This window comes from Gaetbulibacter aestuarii (assembly GCF_039537665.1).
In the GTDB taxonomy this organism is placed as follows: domain Bacteria; phylum Bacteroidota; class Bacteroidia; order Flavobacteriales; family Flavobacteriaceae; genus Gaetbulibacter_A; species Gaetbulibacter_A aestuarii.
This window is the reverse complement of record NZ_BAABAY010000001.1, coordinates 1,766,361-1,784,801: the sequence shown is the minus strand read 5'-3', so window position 1 is coordinate 1,784,801 and position 18,441 is coordinate 1,766,361. Positions and strand designations below refer to the sequence as shown.

General features: G+C 38.6%; 13 protein-coding genes. 11 read left to right on the top strand and 2 right to left on the bottom strand.

Going from position 1 to position 18,441, the window contains the following annotated elements:
- Nucleotides 1–9 precede the first annotated feature (9 nt).
- Nucleotides 10–1,488 carry a proline--tRNA ligase gene (gene proS / locus ABD682_RS08060; protein WP_344740628.1) on the bottom strand — a complete coding sequence of 493 codons (1,479 nt, stop codon included), beginning with the start codon at nucleotides 1,486–1,488 and terminating at the stop codon, nucleotides 10–12.
- A gap of 99 nt (nucleotides 1,489–1,587) precedes the next feature.
- Between proS and ABD682_RS08055 the strand changes: the two genes are divergently transcribed.
- The 5 genes from ABD682_RS08055 (at nucleotide 1,588) to yidD (ending at nucleotide 7,138) form a co-directional block, all read left to right on the top strand.
- The gene (locus ABD682_RS08055; protein ID WP_344740627.1) at nucleotides 1,588–2,781 is read left to right on the top strand and encodes a hypothetical protein; all 1,194 of its coding nucleotides are present in this window, start codon (nucleotides 1,588–1,590) and stop codon (nucleotides 2,779–2,781) included.
- Between the two features lie 67 nt (nucleotides 2,782–2,848).
- Nucleotides 2,849–4,375, top strand: a complete 1,527-nt coding sequence (locus ABD682_RS08050; protein WP_344740625.1) for an OmpP1/FadL family transporter — start codon at nucleotides 2,849–2,851, stop codon at nucleotides 4,373–4,375.
- A 263-nt stretch (nucleotides 4,376–4,638) separates the two neighbouring features.
- A complete protein-coding gene (folE, locus tag ABD682_RS08045) occupies nucleotides 4,639–5,316 on the top strand; it encodes a GTP cyclohydrolase I FolE (protein ID WP_344740623.1) in 678 nt (225 codons plus the stop codon).
- A gap of 68 nt (nucleotides 5,317–5,384) precedes the next feature.
- Nucleotides 5,385–6,869, top strand: a complete 1,485-nt coding sequence (gene cysS / locus ABD682_RS08040) for a cysteine--tRNA ligase (protein WP_344740622.1) — start codon at nucleotides 5,385–5,387, stop codon at nucleotides 6,867–6,869.
- Nucleotides 6,870–6,913: 44 nt separating this feature from the next.
- Complete coding sequence (yidD, locus tag ABD682_RS08035) at nucleotides 6,914–7,138, top strand: membrane protein insertion efficiency factor YidD (RefSeq protein WP_344740621.1); 225 nt, start codon at nucleotides 6,914–6,916, stop codon at nucleotides 7,136–7,138.
- Nucleotides 7,139–7,144: 6 nt separating this feature from the next.
- Here the strand turns inward: yidD and ABD682_RS08030 are convergent, their stop codons facing one another.
- Nucleotides 7,145–8,605 carry an aminoacyl-histidine dipeptidase gene (locus ABD682_RS08030; protein WP_344740619.1) on the bottom strand — a complete coding sequence of 487 codons (1,461 nt, stop codon included), beginning with the start codon at nucleotides 8,603–8,605 and terminating at the stop codon, nucleotides 7,145–7,147.
- A gap of 74 nt (nucleotides 8,606–8,679) precedes the next feature.
- Between ABD682_RS08030 and ABD682_RS08025 the strand changes: the two genes are divergently transcribed.
- The 6 genes from ABD682_RS08025 (at nucleotide 8,680) to ABD682_RS08000 (ending at nucleotide 18,354) form a co-directional block, all read left to right on the top strand.
- The gene (locus tag ABD682_RS08025) at nucleotides 8,680–9,762 is read left to right on the top strand and encodes a DUF3810 domain-containing protein (RefSeq protein ID WP_344740618.1); all 1,083 of its coding nucleotides are present in this window, start codon (nucleotides 8,680–8,682) and stop codon (nucleotides 9,760–9,762) included.
- A gap of 57 nt (nucleotides 9,763–9,819) precedes the next feature.
- Nucleotides 9,820–12,795 (top strand): amidohydrolase family protein, encoded by a 2,976-nt coding sequence (locus ABD682_RS08020; RefSeq protein WP_344740617.1) that lies wholly within the window; start codon nucleotides 9,820–9,822, stop codon nucleotides 12,793–12,795.
- Between the two features lie 12 nt (nucleotides 12,796–12,807).
- The gene (locus ABD682_RS08015) at nucleotides 12,808–14,097 is read left to right on the top strand and encodes an amidohydrolase family protein (protein ID WP_344740615.1); all 1,290 of its coding nucleotides are present in this window, start codon (nucleotides 12,808–12,810) and stop codon (nucleotides 14,095–14,097) included.
- Nucleotides 14,098–14,165: 68 nt separating this feature from the next.
- Complete coding sequence (locus ABD682_RS08010) at nucleotides 14,166–14,966, top strand: TrmH family RNA methyltransferase (protein WP_344740614.1); 801 nt, start codon at nucleotides 14,166–14,168, stop codon at nucleotides 14,964–14,966.
- A 33-nt stretch (nucleotides 14,967–14,999) separates the two neighbouring features.
- On the top strand, nucleotides 15,000–16,232 hold the full coding sequence (locus ABD682_RS08005) for a M48 family metallopeptidase (RefSeq protein WP_344740613.1): 1,233 nt from the start codon (nucleotides 15,000–15,002) through the stop codon (nucleotides 16,230–16,232).
- Between the two features lie 337 nt (nucleotides 16,233–16,569).
- Nucleotides 16,570–18,354 carry a DEAD/DEAH box helicase gene (locus ABD682_RS08000; RefSeq protein ID WP_344740612.1) on the top strand — a complete coding sequence of 595 codons (1,785 nt, stop codon included), beginning with the start codon at nucleotides 16,570–16,572 and terminating at the stop codon, nucleotides 18,352–18,354.
- Nucleotides 18,355–18,441 lie beyond the last annotated feature (87 nt).

Below are 18,441 nucleotides of genomic sequence, written 5' to 3'. Positions count from 1 at the left end.
GTTTAAATTTTAATAGGCTTTTGCAAATAAAACACGGCCTTTTGAAGGTTTCCCGGAGTACACACAAACCCCTTCTTCAGGTTCCTGATCCAAAGGAATACAACGAATTGTAGCTTTAGTTAAATCCTTAATTTTTTCTTCAGTCTCATTTGTTCCGTCCCAATGCGCTGAAACAAATCCGGTTTTCGTCTCTAAAACAGTTTTAAATTCCTCAAAAGTTTCCACTTTCGTAATATGAGTATCTCTAAAATCAAGCGCCTTTTTAAATATGGCTTCCTGAATTTCTTTTAGTAAGGATTGAATATGATCCTCCAAACCATCCAAAGCGACACTGCTTTTGGTTAAGGTATCACGACGAGCAAGTTCTACAGTTTCATTTTCAAGATCTTTCGGTCCGATGGCTATTCTTAGCGGAACACCTTGTAATTCATGCTGGGCAAATTTAGCTCCGGGCCGTTGTGTATCTCGATCGTCATACTTCACAGAAATACCTTTGGCTCGTAATTTTTGAACTATGCCGTTTGCAACTTCAGAAATGGCTTCAAACTGTTCTTCGTTCTTATAAATAGGTACAATAACCACCTGATTTGGCGCTAAATTTGGAGGTAAAACCAATCCCTGATCGTCACTGTGGGTCATGATCAATGCACCCATTAACCGTGTTGAAACACCCCAGGAGGTAGCCCAAACGTAGTCTTGCTGACCTTCTTTATTAGCAAATTTAACATCGAAAGCTTTAGCGAAATTCTGGCCCAGGAAGTGCGAAGTTCCGGCCTGAAGTGCTTTACCATCTTGCATTAACGCTTCAATACAGTAGGTTTCTTCTGCCCCGGCAAAACGTTCGCTCTCAGTTTTAACACCTTGTATAACCGGTATGGCCATAAAGTTTTCAGCGAAGGTAGCATACACATTATTTATAAGTTTCGTTTCCTTCAAAGCTTCTTCTTTTGTGGCATGAGCTGTATGTCCTTCCTGCCAAAGAAATTCAGCTGTTCTTAAAAATAAACGTGTTCGCATTTCCCAGCGCACCACATTGGCCCATTGATTTATAAGCAAAGGAAGATCACGATAACTTTGGATCCAGTTTCTGTAAGTATTCCAAATAATGGCCTCACTGGTTGGTCGCACCACCAATTCTTCCTCTAATTTTGCTTCGGGATCCACACGCAGTTTTCCCGGTTTATCAGGATCGTTTTGAAGTCGGTAATGTGTAACCACAGCGCATTCTTTAGCAAATCCTTCTGCATTTTTCTCTTCGGCTTCAAACAAACTTTTCGGCACAAATAGCGGAAAATAGGCATTTTGATGTCCGGTTTCTTTAAACATGCGATCCAGTTCAGCCTGCATTTTTTCCCAAATGGCGTAACCATAAGGTTTGATTACCATACAACCTCTAACCGCTGAATTCTCGGCCAGATCAGCCTTGACAACCAATTCGTTGTACCACTTGGAGTAATCGTCCGCCCTACTTGTAAGTTTTTTACTCATATTTGCTTTTTGGCACAAATATTGTGCATATGTTAAATAAAAAAATAGTTCAGCAAAACTAACTATTTTTGTAATGTTCAACAATAAAATCTTAGAGATATGCAACTAAATAACAACATATTCAAAAAACTGCAATATACCCCACTTCTGGGTTTATTGTTAGTTGTCATGTCATGTGGGTCATATCAATATGTTGGTGTGGAATCAGATGGCATTTACGGTGAACCGGAAATGCGTGTAAATCCGCAGCAACGCGAAGACGCTATTGTTGAAATCCCAAACCAAAGTAATAGTGATTATTACCAGAATTATTTTAAGAACAAAGCTATGGAATATGACGTGATGCTCCAGAATAGTGAGATTTTCACGGATATTGATAGCTATAGCAGCGATGCTTACGTTGAAAATGATTCTTTAGTTGATAATACTCAAAATTATGCAGGTTGGGGCCAGAATCCCAATAACGTAACCATTAACTATATCGACAACAGTTGGAATAACTGGGGTTGGGGTTATTACGGCTGGAATAACTGGAGATGGAATAACTGGAATTACTGGGGATGGAACAATTGGAATTACTGGGGCTGGAATAACTGGTATGGAGGATGGTACGATCCTTTTTGGTACTCACCATACTACGGTAGCTTTTATGCCGGATGGGGATACTACGGTTATTCACCTTACTACAATAATTACCGAGGCCGTTATTATTACAGACAACCATCATTTAGTGCCACAAGAAGGGGAAGTTATGCGAATACCAGCTACCGCAGTAATACGACTAATTTAAGTTCAAGAACGCAAGGTCGACGCAGTACTGCAACAAGAAATAACACTGCTGTTACTTCCAGATACAATACCTCTAGAAGAAGTAGTAGTAGTATTATAAATAATTCGTACCGAAACAACACACTTCGAAATAGTACAGGTACAGTTCGCCGCAGTTCTACTGCTGTAAATAATTCGGGTATTGCTACTAGAAATTATAATTCAAGATATAGCTCACCTACTAATTCAGGAGTACGCCGAAGTGCATCTACTATAAGAACGCCATCAAGAAGCTCAACTACAAGAAGCACTTCTACGGTAAGACGAAGCTCCAATAGTTATGGATCACCTTCGAATATGCCTAGTAGAAGTTCTCGTCCATCATACACGCCGTCGAGTAGTAGTAGATCCAGTTCAGGATACACGCCAAGTAGAAGTTCTTCTTCTTCAGGATCAACCATGAGATCTTCCGGTGGAGGCAGTTCAAGAGGCTCATCCGGCGGAGGCGGTCGAAGAGGCGGCTGATAAATACTATAAATTATAATTAAGAATTTGTCTCATAATTGAGGCTATTAAGATAATAAAATCACCTATGAAAAAATTAACTTTATTTTGTCTTGGGCTACTCTCGTTTTCTTTAATGCAAGCCCAGGATATCAACGATGCTTTGAGATATTCTCAAAATGCTATTGAAGGTACAGCCCGCTACAGAGCATTGGGTGGTGCCTTTGGAGCCCTCGGTGGCGACTTAAGCGCACTAAGCAGCAATCCGGCCGGTGGTGCCGTTTTTACTCAAAGTAATGCTACTTTTACATTAGCGATAAATGATGCCACCAACGATACCAATTATTTTAATGGCTTTGGATCTATATCTACAAATCAAACCGATCTCAGCCAAGGTGGTGTTGTATTCGTTTTCAAAAGTAACACCAATTCGCCATGGCAGAAATTTGCGGTAGGAGTAACTTATGATCGCACCAATAATTTTAATAACACATGGAACGCTTCAGGCACCAATACCAACGACGACGGTCAGTTTAGCAACTCTATAACGAGTTATTTTTATGACTACGCTGACGGTTTGCGATTGGATGAGATTTCTACGCTTCCCGGTGAAACATATAGTGACGCTTATAAAGCCATTGGTGATTTTTACGGTTTCGCCAACCAGCAGGCTTTTCTTGGTTTTGAATCCTATTTGTTGGAACCTGAAGATATAAATAACGATGCTAATACGGTTTATTACGGAAATGTAGCCCCGGGTAATTTTACCCACGATTATACTTATGCTGCAACTGGTTATAATGGAAAAGCAAGCTTCAATTTATCAACTCAATATCAGGATAATTTGTATTTAGGACTCAATTTAAATACGCATTTTATTAATTATAACCGTAGCACAATTCTTTATGAAGATAACAACAATCCAGGTTCTGTAGTTAACTATGCAGAGTTCAACAATACTTTGTCAACAACAGGGAGCGGGTTCTCATTCCAGTTAGGAGGAATTCTTAAATTAGGTGATTCATGGCGTCTTGGAGCCGTTTATGATTCCCCAATCTGGTATAACATCGACGATGAAACTACTCAATATTTAGCCACCGACGGTGCTAATGGTTTTATTGAGATAAACCCACAAGTGGTAAATGTTTATCCCACCTATAAATTGCAAACGCCATCACAATTTACGGGAAGTGTTGCCTATGTATTCGGTCAGGAAGGCTTAATTAGTTTTGATTATGCCGTTAAAGATTATAGTAAAACGAAATTTAAGCCGGAGTCAGACGCTTTTTTCAGTGCTCAAAACAACGCTATGGCTAACGTTTTAGATGTCTCACAAACCTACAGATTAGGTGGTGAGTACAAAATAGATCAGTTTAGTTTACGCGGCGGTTACAGATTTGAAGAAAGTCCTTATAAAAATGGAGTAACCATAGGTGATTTAACCGGGTACTCATTTGGAATTGGGTATAATTTTGGAAATACAAGATTAGACCTTACTTACGATAAATGGGATCGAACAGACAATCCATCTCTTTATAATGTTGGTTTAGTTGATACAGCCTCTGTGAAAAGATCAAATTCAAATATCATCATATCATTAAATTTGAACATATAACAAGTCTACATAGAAATTTAAAAACCCAGACAATGCCTTGTTTGGGTTTTTTATTTGAAATATGTAATAAATTCAAGGAAAACCGGACTAAAAGATCCCTTTATAATTGTATGTTAAGATAAATAATAACAAAACAGATTTGCTTATCTTTGCACTCTGAAATGCAGGCATTTCAAATGATGATACATTTTTAAATATCCTCTTAAACAAGGTGTTGAAGTTTTCAAATAACGTATCTCATTAAAAAATTAAAGAACAGACAGATGAAATTTGGAAAAAATTTGGAAGAATTTGAATCTTTAGGAGACGACCACATCAGTACATCGGCTAATACGCCAATGCGAAATGATGCCTTTAAATTATCGAATGCAGAAAAAATAGATATCATAAAGGATGATGTACGCCATATTATGGAAACACTCGGCCTTGATCTCACAGACGATAGTTTGAACGGCACCCCAAACAGGGTGGCTAAAATGTTCGTAAATGAAATTTTTGGTGGTCTGAACCCAGACAAAAAGCCTAAACCTTCAACTTTTGAAAATAAGTATAAATACGGTGAGATGTTGGTTGAAAAGAACATCACCCTCTACTCCACCTGCGAACACCACTTATTACCTATAGTTGGAAAAGCGCATGTTGCTTACATTTCCAATGGCACCGTTGTAGGATTATCTAAAATGAATAGAATCGTAGATTACTACGCGAAACGCCCACAGGTTCAAGAGCGGCTAACGATTCAAATTGTAAAAGAACTTCAGGAAGTTTTAAATACTCAAGATGTAGCCTGCGTTATTGATGCAAAACACTTATGTGTAAATTCCAGAGGTATTCGGGACATTGAAAGCAGTACCGTAACTTCTGAATTCGGTGGAAAATTTAAAGACAAAACGGTAAGACGCGAGTTTTTAGATTATATTAAACTCGATACCGCCTTTTAAAAAAAGCACAACGTTTATTATTAGATCAAAATTTCAGCTTCCAATATTTAAATTAGCGCAACCTAACCATGACGCCACTTTACAAAAGCCAAAACATTCAAATATACAATTCATTAAGCGGAGAAAAAGAATCATTCAAGCCTATCGACGAAGGTTACGTTGGGATGTATGTTTGTGGTCCTACCGTTTACAGCAATGTACATTTGGGAAATGTTAGAACGTTCATGTCCTTTGATGTGATTTTTCGTTATTTAAAGCATCTGGGTTATAAAGTACGTTATGTTCGTAATATTACGGATGCCGGACATTTGGAAAATGATGCCGATGTGGGTGAAGATCGAATTGCAAAAAAAGCGCGTTTGGAGCAGTTAGAACCTATGGAAGTCGTACAACGTTACACTGTAGATTTCCATAACATTCTCGATAAATTTAATTTTTTACCTCCTAGTATCGAACCTACAGCTACCGGTCATATTATTGAGCAAATCGAACTCATCAAAACAATAATTGATAATGGTTTTGCTTATGAAGTGAATGGCTCTGTTTATTTCGATGTTCACAAATTCAATGAATCACACGATTACGGCAAACTCAGCAAGCGAAAACTGGAAGATCTGATTCATAATACTCGTGCTTTAGACGGACAAAGTGATAAAAAGAATCCTCAAGATTTTGCGCTTTGGAAACGTGCTGAGCCACAGCACATCATGCGATGGCCATCGCCCTGGAGTGATGGTTTTCCGGGCTGGCACCTTGAATGTACTGCGATGAGCACCAAATATTTGGGTGAACAATTTGATATTCATGGAGGTGGTATGGATCTTAAATTTCCACATCACGAATGTGAGATCGCTCAAAATGAAGCTGCCAAAGGACAAACACCGGTTAATTATTGGATGCACGCCAACATGCTTATCATGAACGGTAAAAAAATGGCGAAATCCACAGGAAATTATATTCTTCCCGGAGAAATATTCACAGGAAACAATCCGAATATTACAAAAGCTTTTGAACCCGGCGTTGCGCGTTTTTTCATGCTACAAGCGCATTATCGCAGCGTATTAGATTTTACAAATGATGGTCTACTTGCTAGTGAAAAAGGATTCAACCGTCTCATGGATGCGATCAAGGTCCTATCGGATTTAAAAGCAGGAACAAACTCTACCATAGACATCACAACCTGGAAACAATCTTGTTATGATGCCATGAATGATGATTTTAATTCACCTGTCCTCATTGCACATTTGTTCGAGGCGGTGAAATATATCAATCAGCTTAAGGAAGGCTCTGAAAGCTTGGATCAAAAGGATTTCACTACGTTTAAAGAAACCATTCATGCTTTTGTATTTGATGTTCTGGGATTAGAGAACACATCAAATACCGAAACAGGCGCCGATAAATTATCAGGAGCCGTAGACTTATTGATCAAAATGCGTCAGGAGGCGCGTATCAATAAAGATTTTTCGCTTTCAGATAAAATCCGTGATGAATTGGCTGAATTAGGCATTCAGCTTAAAGACGGTAAAGACGGCACGACCTTTTCGTTGAATTAAGGATTTCAGCGCCTTAGAAATTTTCCTTTTAAAAGGAAACTATCATGCTAAAAAAAATACTTATTGCACCTTTTTTATTCTTGATAAAAGTCTATCAGGTCCTGATTTCACCAATGTTACCAGCAACTTGCAGATATACACCCACCTGCTCCTCTTATGCTAAAGAAGCTTTGCAAAAGCATGGCATACTCAAAGGGGGCTGGCTGGCATTAAAACGTATATTTAGTTGTCATCCTTGGGGTGGCTCCGGATACGATCCTGTGCCATAATTTTTTTTATTTCTTCGGAATTTGCTTTAAAATCTCAAGAACAAAGGTCCAGAACTTTTGTACAGATGATATTTGCGCCCGTTCATCAGGAGAATGTGCTCCTTTAATATTTGGTCCGAAACTTATCATGTCCATTTCAGGATAATTTTTTCCTAAAATTCCGCATTCAAGACCGGCATGACACGCAGCTACATGAGGTTTTTCATGGTTTAATTTTTCATACAAAGTTTCCATAACTTTAAGTATTGGCGAATCCATATTCGGTGTCCATCCCGGATAATCTCCTGAAAAATCAACGTCGCAACCCGTTAATTCGAAAGTAGCTCTCAAAGCATGAGCCAGATCCCATTTTGAACTTTCAACAGAAGAACGCGTTAAACAGCCAATATGAATTTTTCCGTCCTTAACTGAAACCTTCGCAATATTGTTTGAGGTTTCAACCAGATCAGGAATATCGGCACTCATGCGATAAACACCATTCACGGCAGCATAAATAGCTCTGGTCAATCCTTCCTGAACACCGAGATCCATTATTTTTTTCGGTGTTTGAACTTTTGCTATCAGGATATCCAAATGCGGTTCCATGGTTTTGTATTCTTTTTTTATAGCTTTGGAAATTTCAGCAATATGGGTCACAAAATTTTCTTCTTTTGAAGCGTCAATGGCTACAATAGCTGTGCTTTCTCGCGGAATAGCATTACGCAAACCACCTCCGTTTATTTCTGAAATACGTAAACCAAAATGTTCAAAACCATCAAACATGATCCTGTTCATGATTTTATTGGCGTTACCTAAACCTTCGTGAATTTGCATTCCTGAATGCCCGCCTTGTAAACCTTTAACCGTAATGGTATATCCAATTTTAGATTCAGGTGTATCTTCTTCTTCGTAATCTCTTGTTGCGGTAACATCAATACCTCCCGCACAACCTACACCTATCTCATCATCTTCTTCAGTATCCAGATTCAGTAAAATGGCTCCACTCAATACACCGGGTTTTAATCCCATGGCTCCCGTCATTCCCGTTTCTTCATCGATCGTAAACAGTGCTTCAATAGCCGGATGTGCAATCTCTTTGCTTTCCAAAATAGCCATAATAGTTGCTACACCAAGACCATTATCTGCTCCCAAAGTAGTGCCATTGGCACGCACCCAGTCGCCATCCACGTACATATCGATTCCTTGGTTATCAAAATCGAAATTCGTGTCATTATTCTTCTGATGTACCATATCCAAGTGCGATTGCATCACTACAGTTTGCCGGTCTTCCATACCTTTTGTAGCCGGTTTTTTGATAATGACATTGCCAACGGCATCCTCCAGGGTTTCCAAACCTAGACTTTTCCCAAAATCTTTCATAAAAGCAATAACTCGTTCTTCTTTTTTTGAAGGACGCGGCACAGCATTAAGGTCGGCAAATTTATTCCAAACTGCTTTGGGTTCTAACTCACGTATTTCTGAATTCATGATTTTAAAAATTTTGAATGACAAAGGTACGTATTCGAATGCGGAATTATAAAATTGTTTCCTATTTTTGATACATGCAGAGAACCATAAAAAAGCGCTTAGCCTTATTACTTATTCCGCAGTTTTTTTTGGTAAAACTTTTATCGCTTTTTCCAGAATTTATCGAGCAATATTACAGCAATGGGATCTATCCGTATATTTCTAAAGTACTTCGTTTCACCCTTGGATGGTTGCCTTTTTCTTTTGGCGATGTCATTTATACCATAAGTATCATTTATATCATTCGATGGTTCTTCATAAATCGCAGAAGGCTCAGAAAAGATACCAGAAACTGGTTTATTGATGTTTTTGCAGCAATTTCTGTGATCTATTTTGCATTTCACTTTTTTTGGGGACTAAATTATTACCGTCCGCCCTTACACAAAAACCTAAATTTAGAAGCTAATTATAGTACCGAACAGCTTGTTAGGGTCACCCAAATGCTCACGGAAAAAGCAAATGCTGTACATATGGAAATTACGCGTAATGATACGGTAAAAGTAACCATGCCTTTTTCAGAATCCCAAATCTTTAAAATGGTTCCTGAAGGCTACCATAATCTAACCGGAACATTTCCGAATTTAGATTATAAGCCTCGAAGTCTAAAAAAATCTATTTATAGTATTCCTTTAACCTACATGGGATTCAGTGGTTATTTGAATCCCCTTACCAATGAAGCTCAGGTAGACGGAATAATTCCACGTTTCATATTTCCCACTACCGCTTCGCATGAAGTGGCGCATCAACTAGGTTATGCCGCTGAAAATGAAGCAAATTTTATTGGCTGCCTCGCGGCTATAAACCATGATAATATCTATTTTAAATATGCAGGCTATACTTTCGCATTGCGGTTTTGTTTAAACGAAATTTACTTTCGGGATGAGTGCCTTTATGAAGATATGGTAGCTCATGTGGATAAGGGCATTATAAAAAATTATAAAGAAGTTCGTGCATTTTGGGAAGCCCATGAAAATCCGGCTGAACCTTTTTTTAAAGTATTTTACGGTAACTTCCTGAAAGTGAATAAACAAAGTAAAGGCATGGAAAGCTATAGTTATGTTGTTGCACTTTTAACGAACTATTTTGATGAATCTTTAGGAAAAGTTAAAAAACACTGAACATTAGGTAAATAAAAGTTAATTTTTCTATTTTTAGTGCAAAATTGACTAACTCTAATGATTAAAAAAACCTCCCTGGTTTTTGCTATGCTTTTTGCCCTAGCATTAACCGCACAAGATTATTTCCCTAAAAATGACGGTGTACACACCGTAAACACGAACTACAAAGCACTAACAAATGCTAAAATTTATGTAACGCCCAATCAGATTATTGAAAATGGGACGCTTATTATAAAAGATGGCCAAGTGGTTGCTTCAGGAAAGGATGTAACCATCCCAAAAAATGCAGTAATTGTCGATCTTAAAGGCAAGTACATCTATCCTTCATTCATCGATGTGTATTCCGGCTTTGGAATCGATCAACCAAAAAGAAATTCAGGTTGGTCGCGTTCAACCCAATACAAAGCCTCCAGAACAGGTTATTATTGGAACGACCATGTGATGCCGGAACAAAAAGCGATCAAGGATTTTAAGTACGACAGTAACACAGCAACAGAATTACTTCGAGCCGGATTTGGTGTTGTGAATACCCATATTCACGATGGTATTGTTCGAGGCACCGGTATTTTGGTAGCCCTGAATAACAATAATGGAAACCAATATCGGGTATTAGACGACAACTCCGGGCAGTATTTTTCATTTTCAAAAAGTGTGAAATCCGAGCAATCTTACCCTTCTTCCATTATGGGAAGTATGGCCTTGATTCGTCAATTGTATATTGATGCCGATTGGTACCGGAAAGGAAATATAAAAACAAAGGATCTTTCCTTAGAGGCTTTCAACAGAAATAAACCTTTGGTTCAGTTCTTCGAAGCCGGAAGCCGTCAAAATATTATGCGTGCTGATAAAGTTGGTGATGCCTACGGCGTTCAATATGTCATGCTTGGTGGTGGTGATGAATATGAGCGTCTTGACGACATAAAAAACACCAACGCAACAATCATTTTACCTTTAGATTTTCCGGATGCCTATGACGTAGAAGATCCTTTTACTACGGAAAGTTTAAGTTTAGCAGACCTCAGAGCATGGAATCAAAGACCTTATAACCCAAAATTGCTGGCAGAGCATAATATTCCGTTTGCGTTTACCACAGCAAAATTAAAATCAATTAAGGAGTTTAAAACAAATTTACTGAAAGCCATTGCCGCCGGCCTAAGTGAAGAGAAAGCCCTTGAGGCCTTAACAACCGTACCTGCTCAAGTACTGGGTAAGTCTTCAGAGATTGGCTCTTTAAAAAATGGAAGTCTAGCGAATTTCATTATCGCTTCCGGTGATATTTTTGACAAAAACACCATCCTCTTTGAACACTGGATTCAAGGTGAAAAAACTGTTTTTGAACCAGTAAACGTCAAGGATATTAGAGGTAATTATGAATTTACAATCGCCAATACACCTTACAAACTTGATGTTTCCGGCAGTCTCAGTAAACTCAAATCTAAAGTAACTTCAAACACACAGTCCTTCGGTTCTAAAATATCCTATGATATTGACTGGGTGAACCTGAGTATCACTACTGCCGATAGCACAGCCAATGAGTTTATTCGAATTGTAGCAAAGGTGAATGATCAAGGTAATTTATCCGGAAAATATATTGATCCTTATGGAAATGAATCACCTTTTTATGCTAAAGTGGAGAAGAAATCATCTGACAATGAAACTGAAAAAGACGTCACAAAGAGTGCATCGGTTTATGAGATGGCTCCACTAACCTATCCAAATAAGGCTTACGGGGTCAAGTCTTTACCAAAACAAGAAACCATTCTATTTAAAAATGCTACGGTCTGGACGAATGAAGATTCCGGTATATTGAAAAACACTGATGTTCTGGTAAAAGATGGTAAAATCGCGAAAATTGGAAAGGATCTTTCAAATTCCAAGGCAAAAATTATTGATGCTACCGGAAAACATTTAACTGCCGGTATTATAGATGAACACTCGCATATTGCCACATCTTCTGTAAATGAAGGTGGTCAGAACTCCTCTGCGGAAGTAAGTATTGAGGACGTTATTGATGAAAAAAGCATTGCCATTTATCGCGATCTGGCCGGTGGTGTTACATCCATTCAAATTTTACATGGATCTGCAAACCCAATAGGTGGACGTTCTGCAATAATAAAATTGAAATGGGGTGAATCGGCTAATAATCTAATTTTTGATAACAGTCCGAAATTTATCAAGTTCGCCCTGGGAGAAAATGTGAAGCAATCCAACTGGGGAAGCCGCTCCCGTTTCCCACAATCTCGCATGGGTGTGGAGCAGGTTTATATGGATTATTTTACACGAGCAAAAGAATACGATGAATTAAAGAAAAGCGGTAAACCATACAAACGCGATATTGAATTAGATGTTCTGGCAGAAATTTTAAACAAAGAACGCTTTATTTCTTGTCACTCCTACGTGCAAAGTGAGATCAATATGTTGATGAAGGTGTCTGAAAAATTCAATTTCAGAGTGAACACCTTTACCCATATTCTTGAAGGTTATAAAGTAGCCGATAAAATGGCTGAACACGGCGTTGGCGGTTCTACTTTTAGCGACTGGTGGGCTTATAAGTTTGAGGTAAATGATGCGATCCCCTATAATGCCACGATCATGCACAATGCAGGCGTTACTGTAGCGATAAATAGTGACGACGCCGAAATGTCTCGTCGTTTGAATCAGGAAGCAGCAAAATCTGTGAAATATGGTGGTATGAGCGAGGAAGAGGCCTGGAAAATGGTAACCTTGAATCCGGCGAAATTATTACACATCGATGATCGTGTGGGTAGCGTAAGAGAAGGCAAGGACGCCGATCTGGTTTTATGGTCTGATAATCCCTTATCTATTTACGCTAAAGCGGAAAAAACCCTGATTGAGGGCGCCACTTATTTTGATCTGGAGAAAGATAAAGCGATGCGCGAAGCGATCAAAAAAGAACGCAGCGAATTGATTAACGAAATGATGCAAGACAAAAATAAAGGCTTAAAAACCAAACCCATTTCAACGAAAAAAGAAGTGTTGTTACACTGTGATTCGATGGATAGCGGACTATAAAAAACTATGAAAATGAAAACACTATTCAACTATATTTTAATGCTGTGTACCATTGTATCAATGGCTCAGCAAACCCCGGCGCCTAAACAAACGAAAACTATTGCCATTGTTGGAGCAACTGCCCATATTGGTAATGGATCCGTAATTAATAATAGTATCATAATCCTTAAAGACGGTAAAATTGATGCCCTCATGGATGCCACACAAAACACAACAGATTTTAGCGGTTTTGAAGTGATCGATGCTAAAGGGCACGATGTTTATCCGGGATTTATTGTACCAAACTCTACCTTGGGTCTCATTGAAATTGATGCTGTTCGCGCCTCTGAAGACGATGCCGAACTTGGCCAATGGAACCCCAACGTGCGCAGTTTGATTGCTTATAATGCCGAATCTAAAATTGTAGAAACCATGCGCCCAAACGGGGTCCTTATGGGACAGATCACACCTCAGGGAGGCAGAATTTCAGGAACCTCATCAGTAGTTCAATTTGATGCCTGGAACTGGGAAGATGCCGCAGTAAAGGTAGATGACGCCATACATATGAACTGGCCAAGAACCACAAGCTCACGTCGTGGAGAAATTACAGTTAATAAAAAGTATGGCGAGGAGGTTGAAGCCATAAACAGTTATTTCGACAATGCAAAAGCCTATAATCAGGGAAATAAAACGACCACGAACTTACCTTTTGAAGCCTTAGATGCCGTTTTTAAAGGATCCAAAAAGTTATTTATTCATGTTGAAGAAGAAAAAGGAATTATTGATGCCGTAGATTTTGCTAAATCGCATGATATAAAAAACCTCGTTATTGTTGACGCTCAAGAAGCTTACAAAACCATTGAACTCCTTAAAGCCAATAATATTCCTGTGGTATTAACCAGAGTTCATAGTTTGCCGGAGCATGAAGATGATGATTACGATCAGCCTTTTAAAAATGCAACCATCCTTACCCAAAATGGTATTACCGTTGCTCTGGAAGTAGCTGGAGCAGGCAGAATGGAACGTATGCAATCCAGAAACCTTCCTTTCTATGCGGGAACTACGGTTTCCAGAGGATTAACTAAAGAACAAGCTTTGCAATTGATCACTTTGAATCCAGCAAAAATCCTGGGAATTGATGATCAATACGGAACACTGGAAGCCGGGAAAAGTGCCACATTATTTATTTCTAAAGGTGATGCTTTAGATATGCGAACCAACCAAATTACCCACGCTTTTATCGACGGGCGGATGATAAGTTTGGAAACGCATCAAACAGAACTTTGGAAACGGTATTCCAATAAATACAAAAAACAATCCTAGGTTAAAGCGAGCTATTAAGCTCGCTTTTTTTTAACTACAGGTCGGATAAATCCGTACTTTTGTGACCTATGGAGATCAAACAAATCACAAGTACCCAAAACAGTTATATTAAGCATCTGGTGCAGCTACGTGATAAATCGCGCGAACGAAAAAAAACAGGGCACTTTATAATTGAAGGACAACGTGAATTAGGTTTGGCCCTTAAAGGTGGTTACTCCCTGGACAAGGTATTATACTTCCCTGAATTGATCTCTTTAGAAACGCTTACTACTTTCGTTCCGGTAATGGTGGAGATCATTGAAATCTCAAAAGAAGTCTATCAAAAACTAGCCTATCGAGACTCGACAGAAGGTCTGATTGCCGTGGCGAACTCAAAATCTCATGATCTTGAAAACTTAAAATTAAGTTCTGAAAATCCTTTGATTTTAGTCGCTGAGGCTCCTGAAAAACCCGGAAACATAGGCGCTATTTTAAGAACAGCAGACGCCGCAGCCGTGGATGCCGTAATTATTGCAAATCCGAAAACCGATCTTTACAACGCTAATATTGTACGCTCCAGTGTGGGTTGCCTATTTACAAACCATATTGCAACAGGAAGTACTGAGTCTATTATCAGTTTTTTAAACAAAAAAAATATTGCTATTTATTGCGCTGCATTACAAGCTTCACAGCCTTATCATCTACAAGATTTCTCGAAACCCAGCGCCATTGTTGTAGGTACGGAAGCTACTGGATTAAGTGAGGCCTGGCTACAGGCTTCTAAACAAAACATTATTATTCCGATGCAGGGTGAAATAGACTCTATGAACGTTTCTGTTGCCGCAGGAATTCTTATTTTTGAGGCCAGAAGACAACGCGGATTTGAATAATTCAGAATCCTAAACGAAATAAGACGACCTTACATGACAGCTCAAACGCTATTTTACATTATCATTGCGATCATCCTTTTCAATTTTATTCTCGATAAAATTCTGGATGCCTTAAATGCAAAACACTTTAATGATGCTTTACCAAAACCTGTTGAAGATGTTTACGATGCCGAAGAGTATAAGAAATCACAGCAATACAAAGCTGCTCGCTATCGGTTTGGAATCATAAGCTCAACGTTTTCTTTAGTGGTTACTTTGACTTTTTTGATTTTGGATGGTTTTGAGTTTGTCGATAATATGGCTCGAAATTTTACAGATAATCCTATCGGAATTGCTTTGATCTTTTTTGGAATTATCGTGATTGGCAGTGACCTCCTGAGTTTGCCTTTTTCATATTATAGTACGTTTGTGATCGAAGAAAAATTCGGCTTTAACAAAACCACTTTAAAGGTCTTTATTTTTGATAAGATCAAAGGATGGTTATTAACCGGCATTGTTGGCGGAGGCATACTGGCTTTAGTAATATGGTTCTATCATGTTACAGGTGATAACTTTTGGCTATATGCCTGGGGTTTAATGGCCGTTTTTACCTTGTTTATGAACATGTTCTACTCAAAGCTTATTGTACCGCTTTTTAATAAACAAACCCCATTAGATAGTGGTAATCTGCGTGATAAAATTTCAGAATATGCCAAAACCGTTGGCTTTAAACTGGATAAGATCTTTGTGATCGATGGCTCCAAACGAAGTACCAAGGCGAATGCCTATTTTTCAGGCTTTGGAAAAGAAAAACGCGTGACGCTTTACGACACCTTAATAAACGATCTTGAGGAAGATGAAATTGTAGCGGTTTTGGCGCATGAAGTTGGCCATTACAAAAAGAAGCATATTATTTTTAATTTATTTGCCTCTATTTTACTCACCGGTTTCACGCTCTATATTTTATCCTTATTTATTTCTAACCCAATCATGTCAGAAGCTTTAGGTGTTTCGATACCAAGTTTTCATATCGGTTTGATCGCTTTTCTATTACTTTACGCCCCAATTTCTGCATTAACAGGCCTGATTATGAACTTATTTTCAAGAGCTTTTGAATATCAGGCAGATGATTTTGCTAAAAATACCTATAAAGCAGAACCACTGATTAAAGCTTTAAAGACCTTATCGAAGAACAGCTTAAGCAACCTCACTCCGCATCCGGCATATGTTTTTGTGCATTACTCCCATCCTACTTTATTACAACGCATCAAGAATTTACGGCAGTAAACCGCGTTAGGTCTACCTGGCGGCAGGCAGGTATTAAGTAATTGTTGGATCTCTTTTCCCTTCCAGCTGCACCTGGGATGCATCTATTTACCCGCGGAAACGGATTTATTCGGGTTTCTAACATTCTTATGAAAAAGCGACTCGCAAAAGCGCAAAAAAATGCCCAAAACACTATTTTCAAAGCTTTTGAAATTTAAATCATTATTGTAAAATAATAGTGTATCTTTGCCGCTTGAAATTCCTCAGGGTGAGGATGTGTTACAGGAAGTTTAAGGTTAAGTATGTCGATTCGCTTCTTTTAGTAACACTAAGAACATAATCGAATACTTAAGAACGAATGAACACATTCCAAGAATTAGGTCTTAATACAGACCTATTGCAGGCTATTACTGATTTAGGGTTTACTGAACCCAGTGAAGTACAACAGAAAGCCATCCCTATTTTACTACAAAAAGAAACTGATCTTGTAGCATTGGCTCAAACCGGTACCGGTAAAACGGCGGCATTTGGATTTCCTATGTTGCAGAAAATTGCCATTGAGAGCAGAACAACTCAAGGGCTTATTTTATCACCAACTCGCGAGCTTTGTTTGCAAATTACCAACGAAATGAACCTTTATGGCAAATATTGTAAAGGACTCAACGTGGTTGCTATTTACGGCGGCGCGAGTATTACAGAACAAGCCAGAGATGTGAAACGTGGTGCTCAGATTATTGTGGCTACACCGGGGCGTATGAAGGATATGATCAGTCGCCGTTTGGTTGACATTTCAAAAATTGAATATGCTGTTTTAGATGAAGCCGATGAGATGCTGAATATGGGCTTTAAAGAAGATATTACCGAGATCCTATCGCACACGCCGGCCGAAAAAAATACCTGGTTATTTAGTGCCACGATGCCTAAAGAAGTGGCTTCGATCGCTAAAAACTTCATGCATAATCCGCAAGAAATTACGGTAGGTAATAAAAATGAAAGTACCAATACGGTATCACACGAGTATTATTTGGTTAATGCCCGCGACCGTTATATAGCTTTAAAACGTTTAGCTGATGCGAACCCGGATATCTTTTCGGTCATCTTTTGTAGAACAAAACGCGATACCCAAAAAGTAGCAGAACGCCTTATTGAAGATGGTTACAGTGCCGGTGCTTTACACGGGGATCTGAGTCAGAATCAACGCGATTTGGTAATGACCTCCTTTAGAAAAAAACAAATTCAAATGTTGGTAGCCACAGATGTTGCCGCTCGTGGGATTGATGTGGATGACATTACGCATGTTATAAACTACCAATTACCCGACGAAATAGAAACGTATACCCACCGCTCCGGTCGTACCGGTCGCGCCGGGAAAACCGGAGTTTCTATGGTGATCGTTTCTAAAAGTGAGGTTCGAAAAATAAAAAGTATTGAACGTATCATTAAAAAAGAATTTGAGAAAAAAGACATTCCTGATGGTATGGAAATTTGTGAGGTGCAGTTGATGTCTTTAGCAAAAAAGGTTCATAAAACAGATATTAACCATGGTATTGATCAATATTTGGATCAATTAAACGGCTTATTTAATGATACTACTAAGGAGGAACTGATCAAGAAATTCTTCTCGGTTGAGTTTACCCGTTTCTATAATTATTACAATAAATCCCAGGATCTTAACATCCCGGAAGGTTCCTTTGACCCTGGTGTTGGTAAAGATTTTGGTGGCTCTTCAAATTCGGTCCGTTACTTTATTAACGTGGGTAAAAAAGATGGCTACACCTGGATGACCTTAAAAGACTTTTTAAGAGAAACTTTAGGATTAGGTCAGGATGATATCTTTAAAGCGGAAGTAAAGGATAGTTTTTCTTTTTTCAATACCGAACCTCATTTAAAGGATAAGGTATTATCGTTTTTCACTGATTTTAAACATGAGGGGCGTTTTGTAAACGTTGAAGTTTCTGAAAACCGTGGCGGCGGTAGTGGCAAACGTCGTGGAGACAAAAAACGTTCAGGAAAACGTCGTGGTGGTGATGGTTTTCAAGGTAAAGACCGTGGAAATGGAAGAAAATCCGGAGGAAAATCGAAATCAAGACGTTCCTCAGGAAACAGTATCGCAGCGACCAGACCACGCCGGTCTCGTCGATAAACCAACAAATCTGTTAATTTTAAGTCAAAATAAAATTGTTGGGAGGTCGTTTTTCTTTAGTTTAGTACTTTTATAAAAAAATTAGAC

Bases quoted from the DNA above. Each gene is read 5' to 3' on its own strand.
- proS (WP_344740628.1), bottom strand. From the start codon at position 1,488: ATGAGTAAAAAACTTACAAGTAGGGCGGACGATTACTCCAAGTGGTAC.
- ABD682_RS08055 (WP_344740627.1), top strand. From the start codon at position 1,588: ATGCAACTAAATAACAACATATTCAAAAAACTGCAATATACCCCACTT.
- ABD682_RS08050 (WP_344740625.1), top strand. From the start codon at position 2,849: ATGAAAAAATTAACTTTATTTTGTCTTGGGCTACTCTCGTTTTCTTTA.
- folE (WP_344740623.1), top strand. From the start codon at position 4,639: ATGAAATTTGGAAAAAATTTGGAAGAATTTGAATCTTTAGGAGACGAC.
- cysS (WP_344740622.1), top strand. From the start codon at position 5,385: ATGACGCCACTTTACAAAAGCCAAAACATTCAAATATACAATTCATTA.
- yidD (WP_344740621.1), top strand. From the start codon at position 6,914: ATGCTAAAAAAAATACTTATTGCACCTTTTTTATTCTTGATAAAAGTC.
- ABD682_RS08030 (WP_344740619.1), bottom strand. From the start codon at position 8,605: ATGAATTCAGAAATACGTGAGTTAGAACCCAAAGCAGTTTGGAATAAA.
- ABD682_RS08025 (WP_344740618.1), top strand. From the start codon at position 8,680: ATGCAGAGAACCATAAAAAAGCGCTTAGCCTTATTACTTATTCCGCAG.
- ABD682_RS08020 (WP_344740617.1), top strand. From the start codon at position 9,820: ATGATTAAAAAAACCTCCCTGGTTTTTGCTATGCTTTTTGCCCTAGCA.
- ABD682_RS08015 (WP_344740615.1), top strand. From the start codon at position 12,808: ATGAAAACACTATTCAACTATATTTTAATGCTGTGTACCATTGTATCA.
- ABD682_RS08010 (WP_344740614.1), top strand. From the start codon at position 14,166: ATGGAGATCAAACAAATCACAAGTACCCAAAACAGTTATATTAAGCAT.
- ABD682_RS08005 (WP_344740613.1), top strand. From the start codon at position 15,000: ATGACAGCTCAAACGCTATTTTACATTATCATTGCGATCATCCTTTTC.
- ABD682_RS08000 (WP_344740612.1), top strand. From the start codon at position 16,570: ATGAACACATTCCAAGAATTAGGTCTTAATACAGACCTATTGCAGGCT.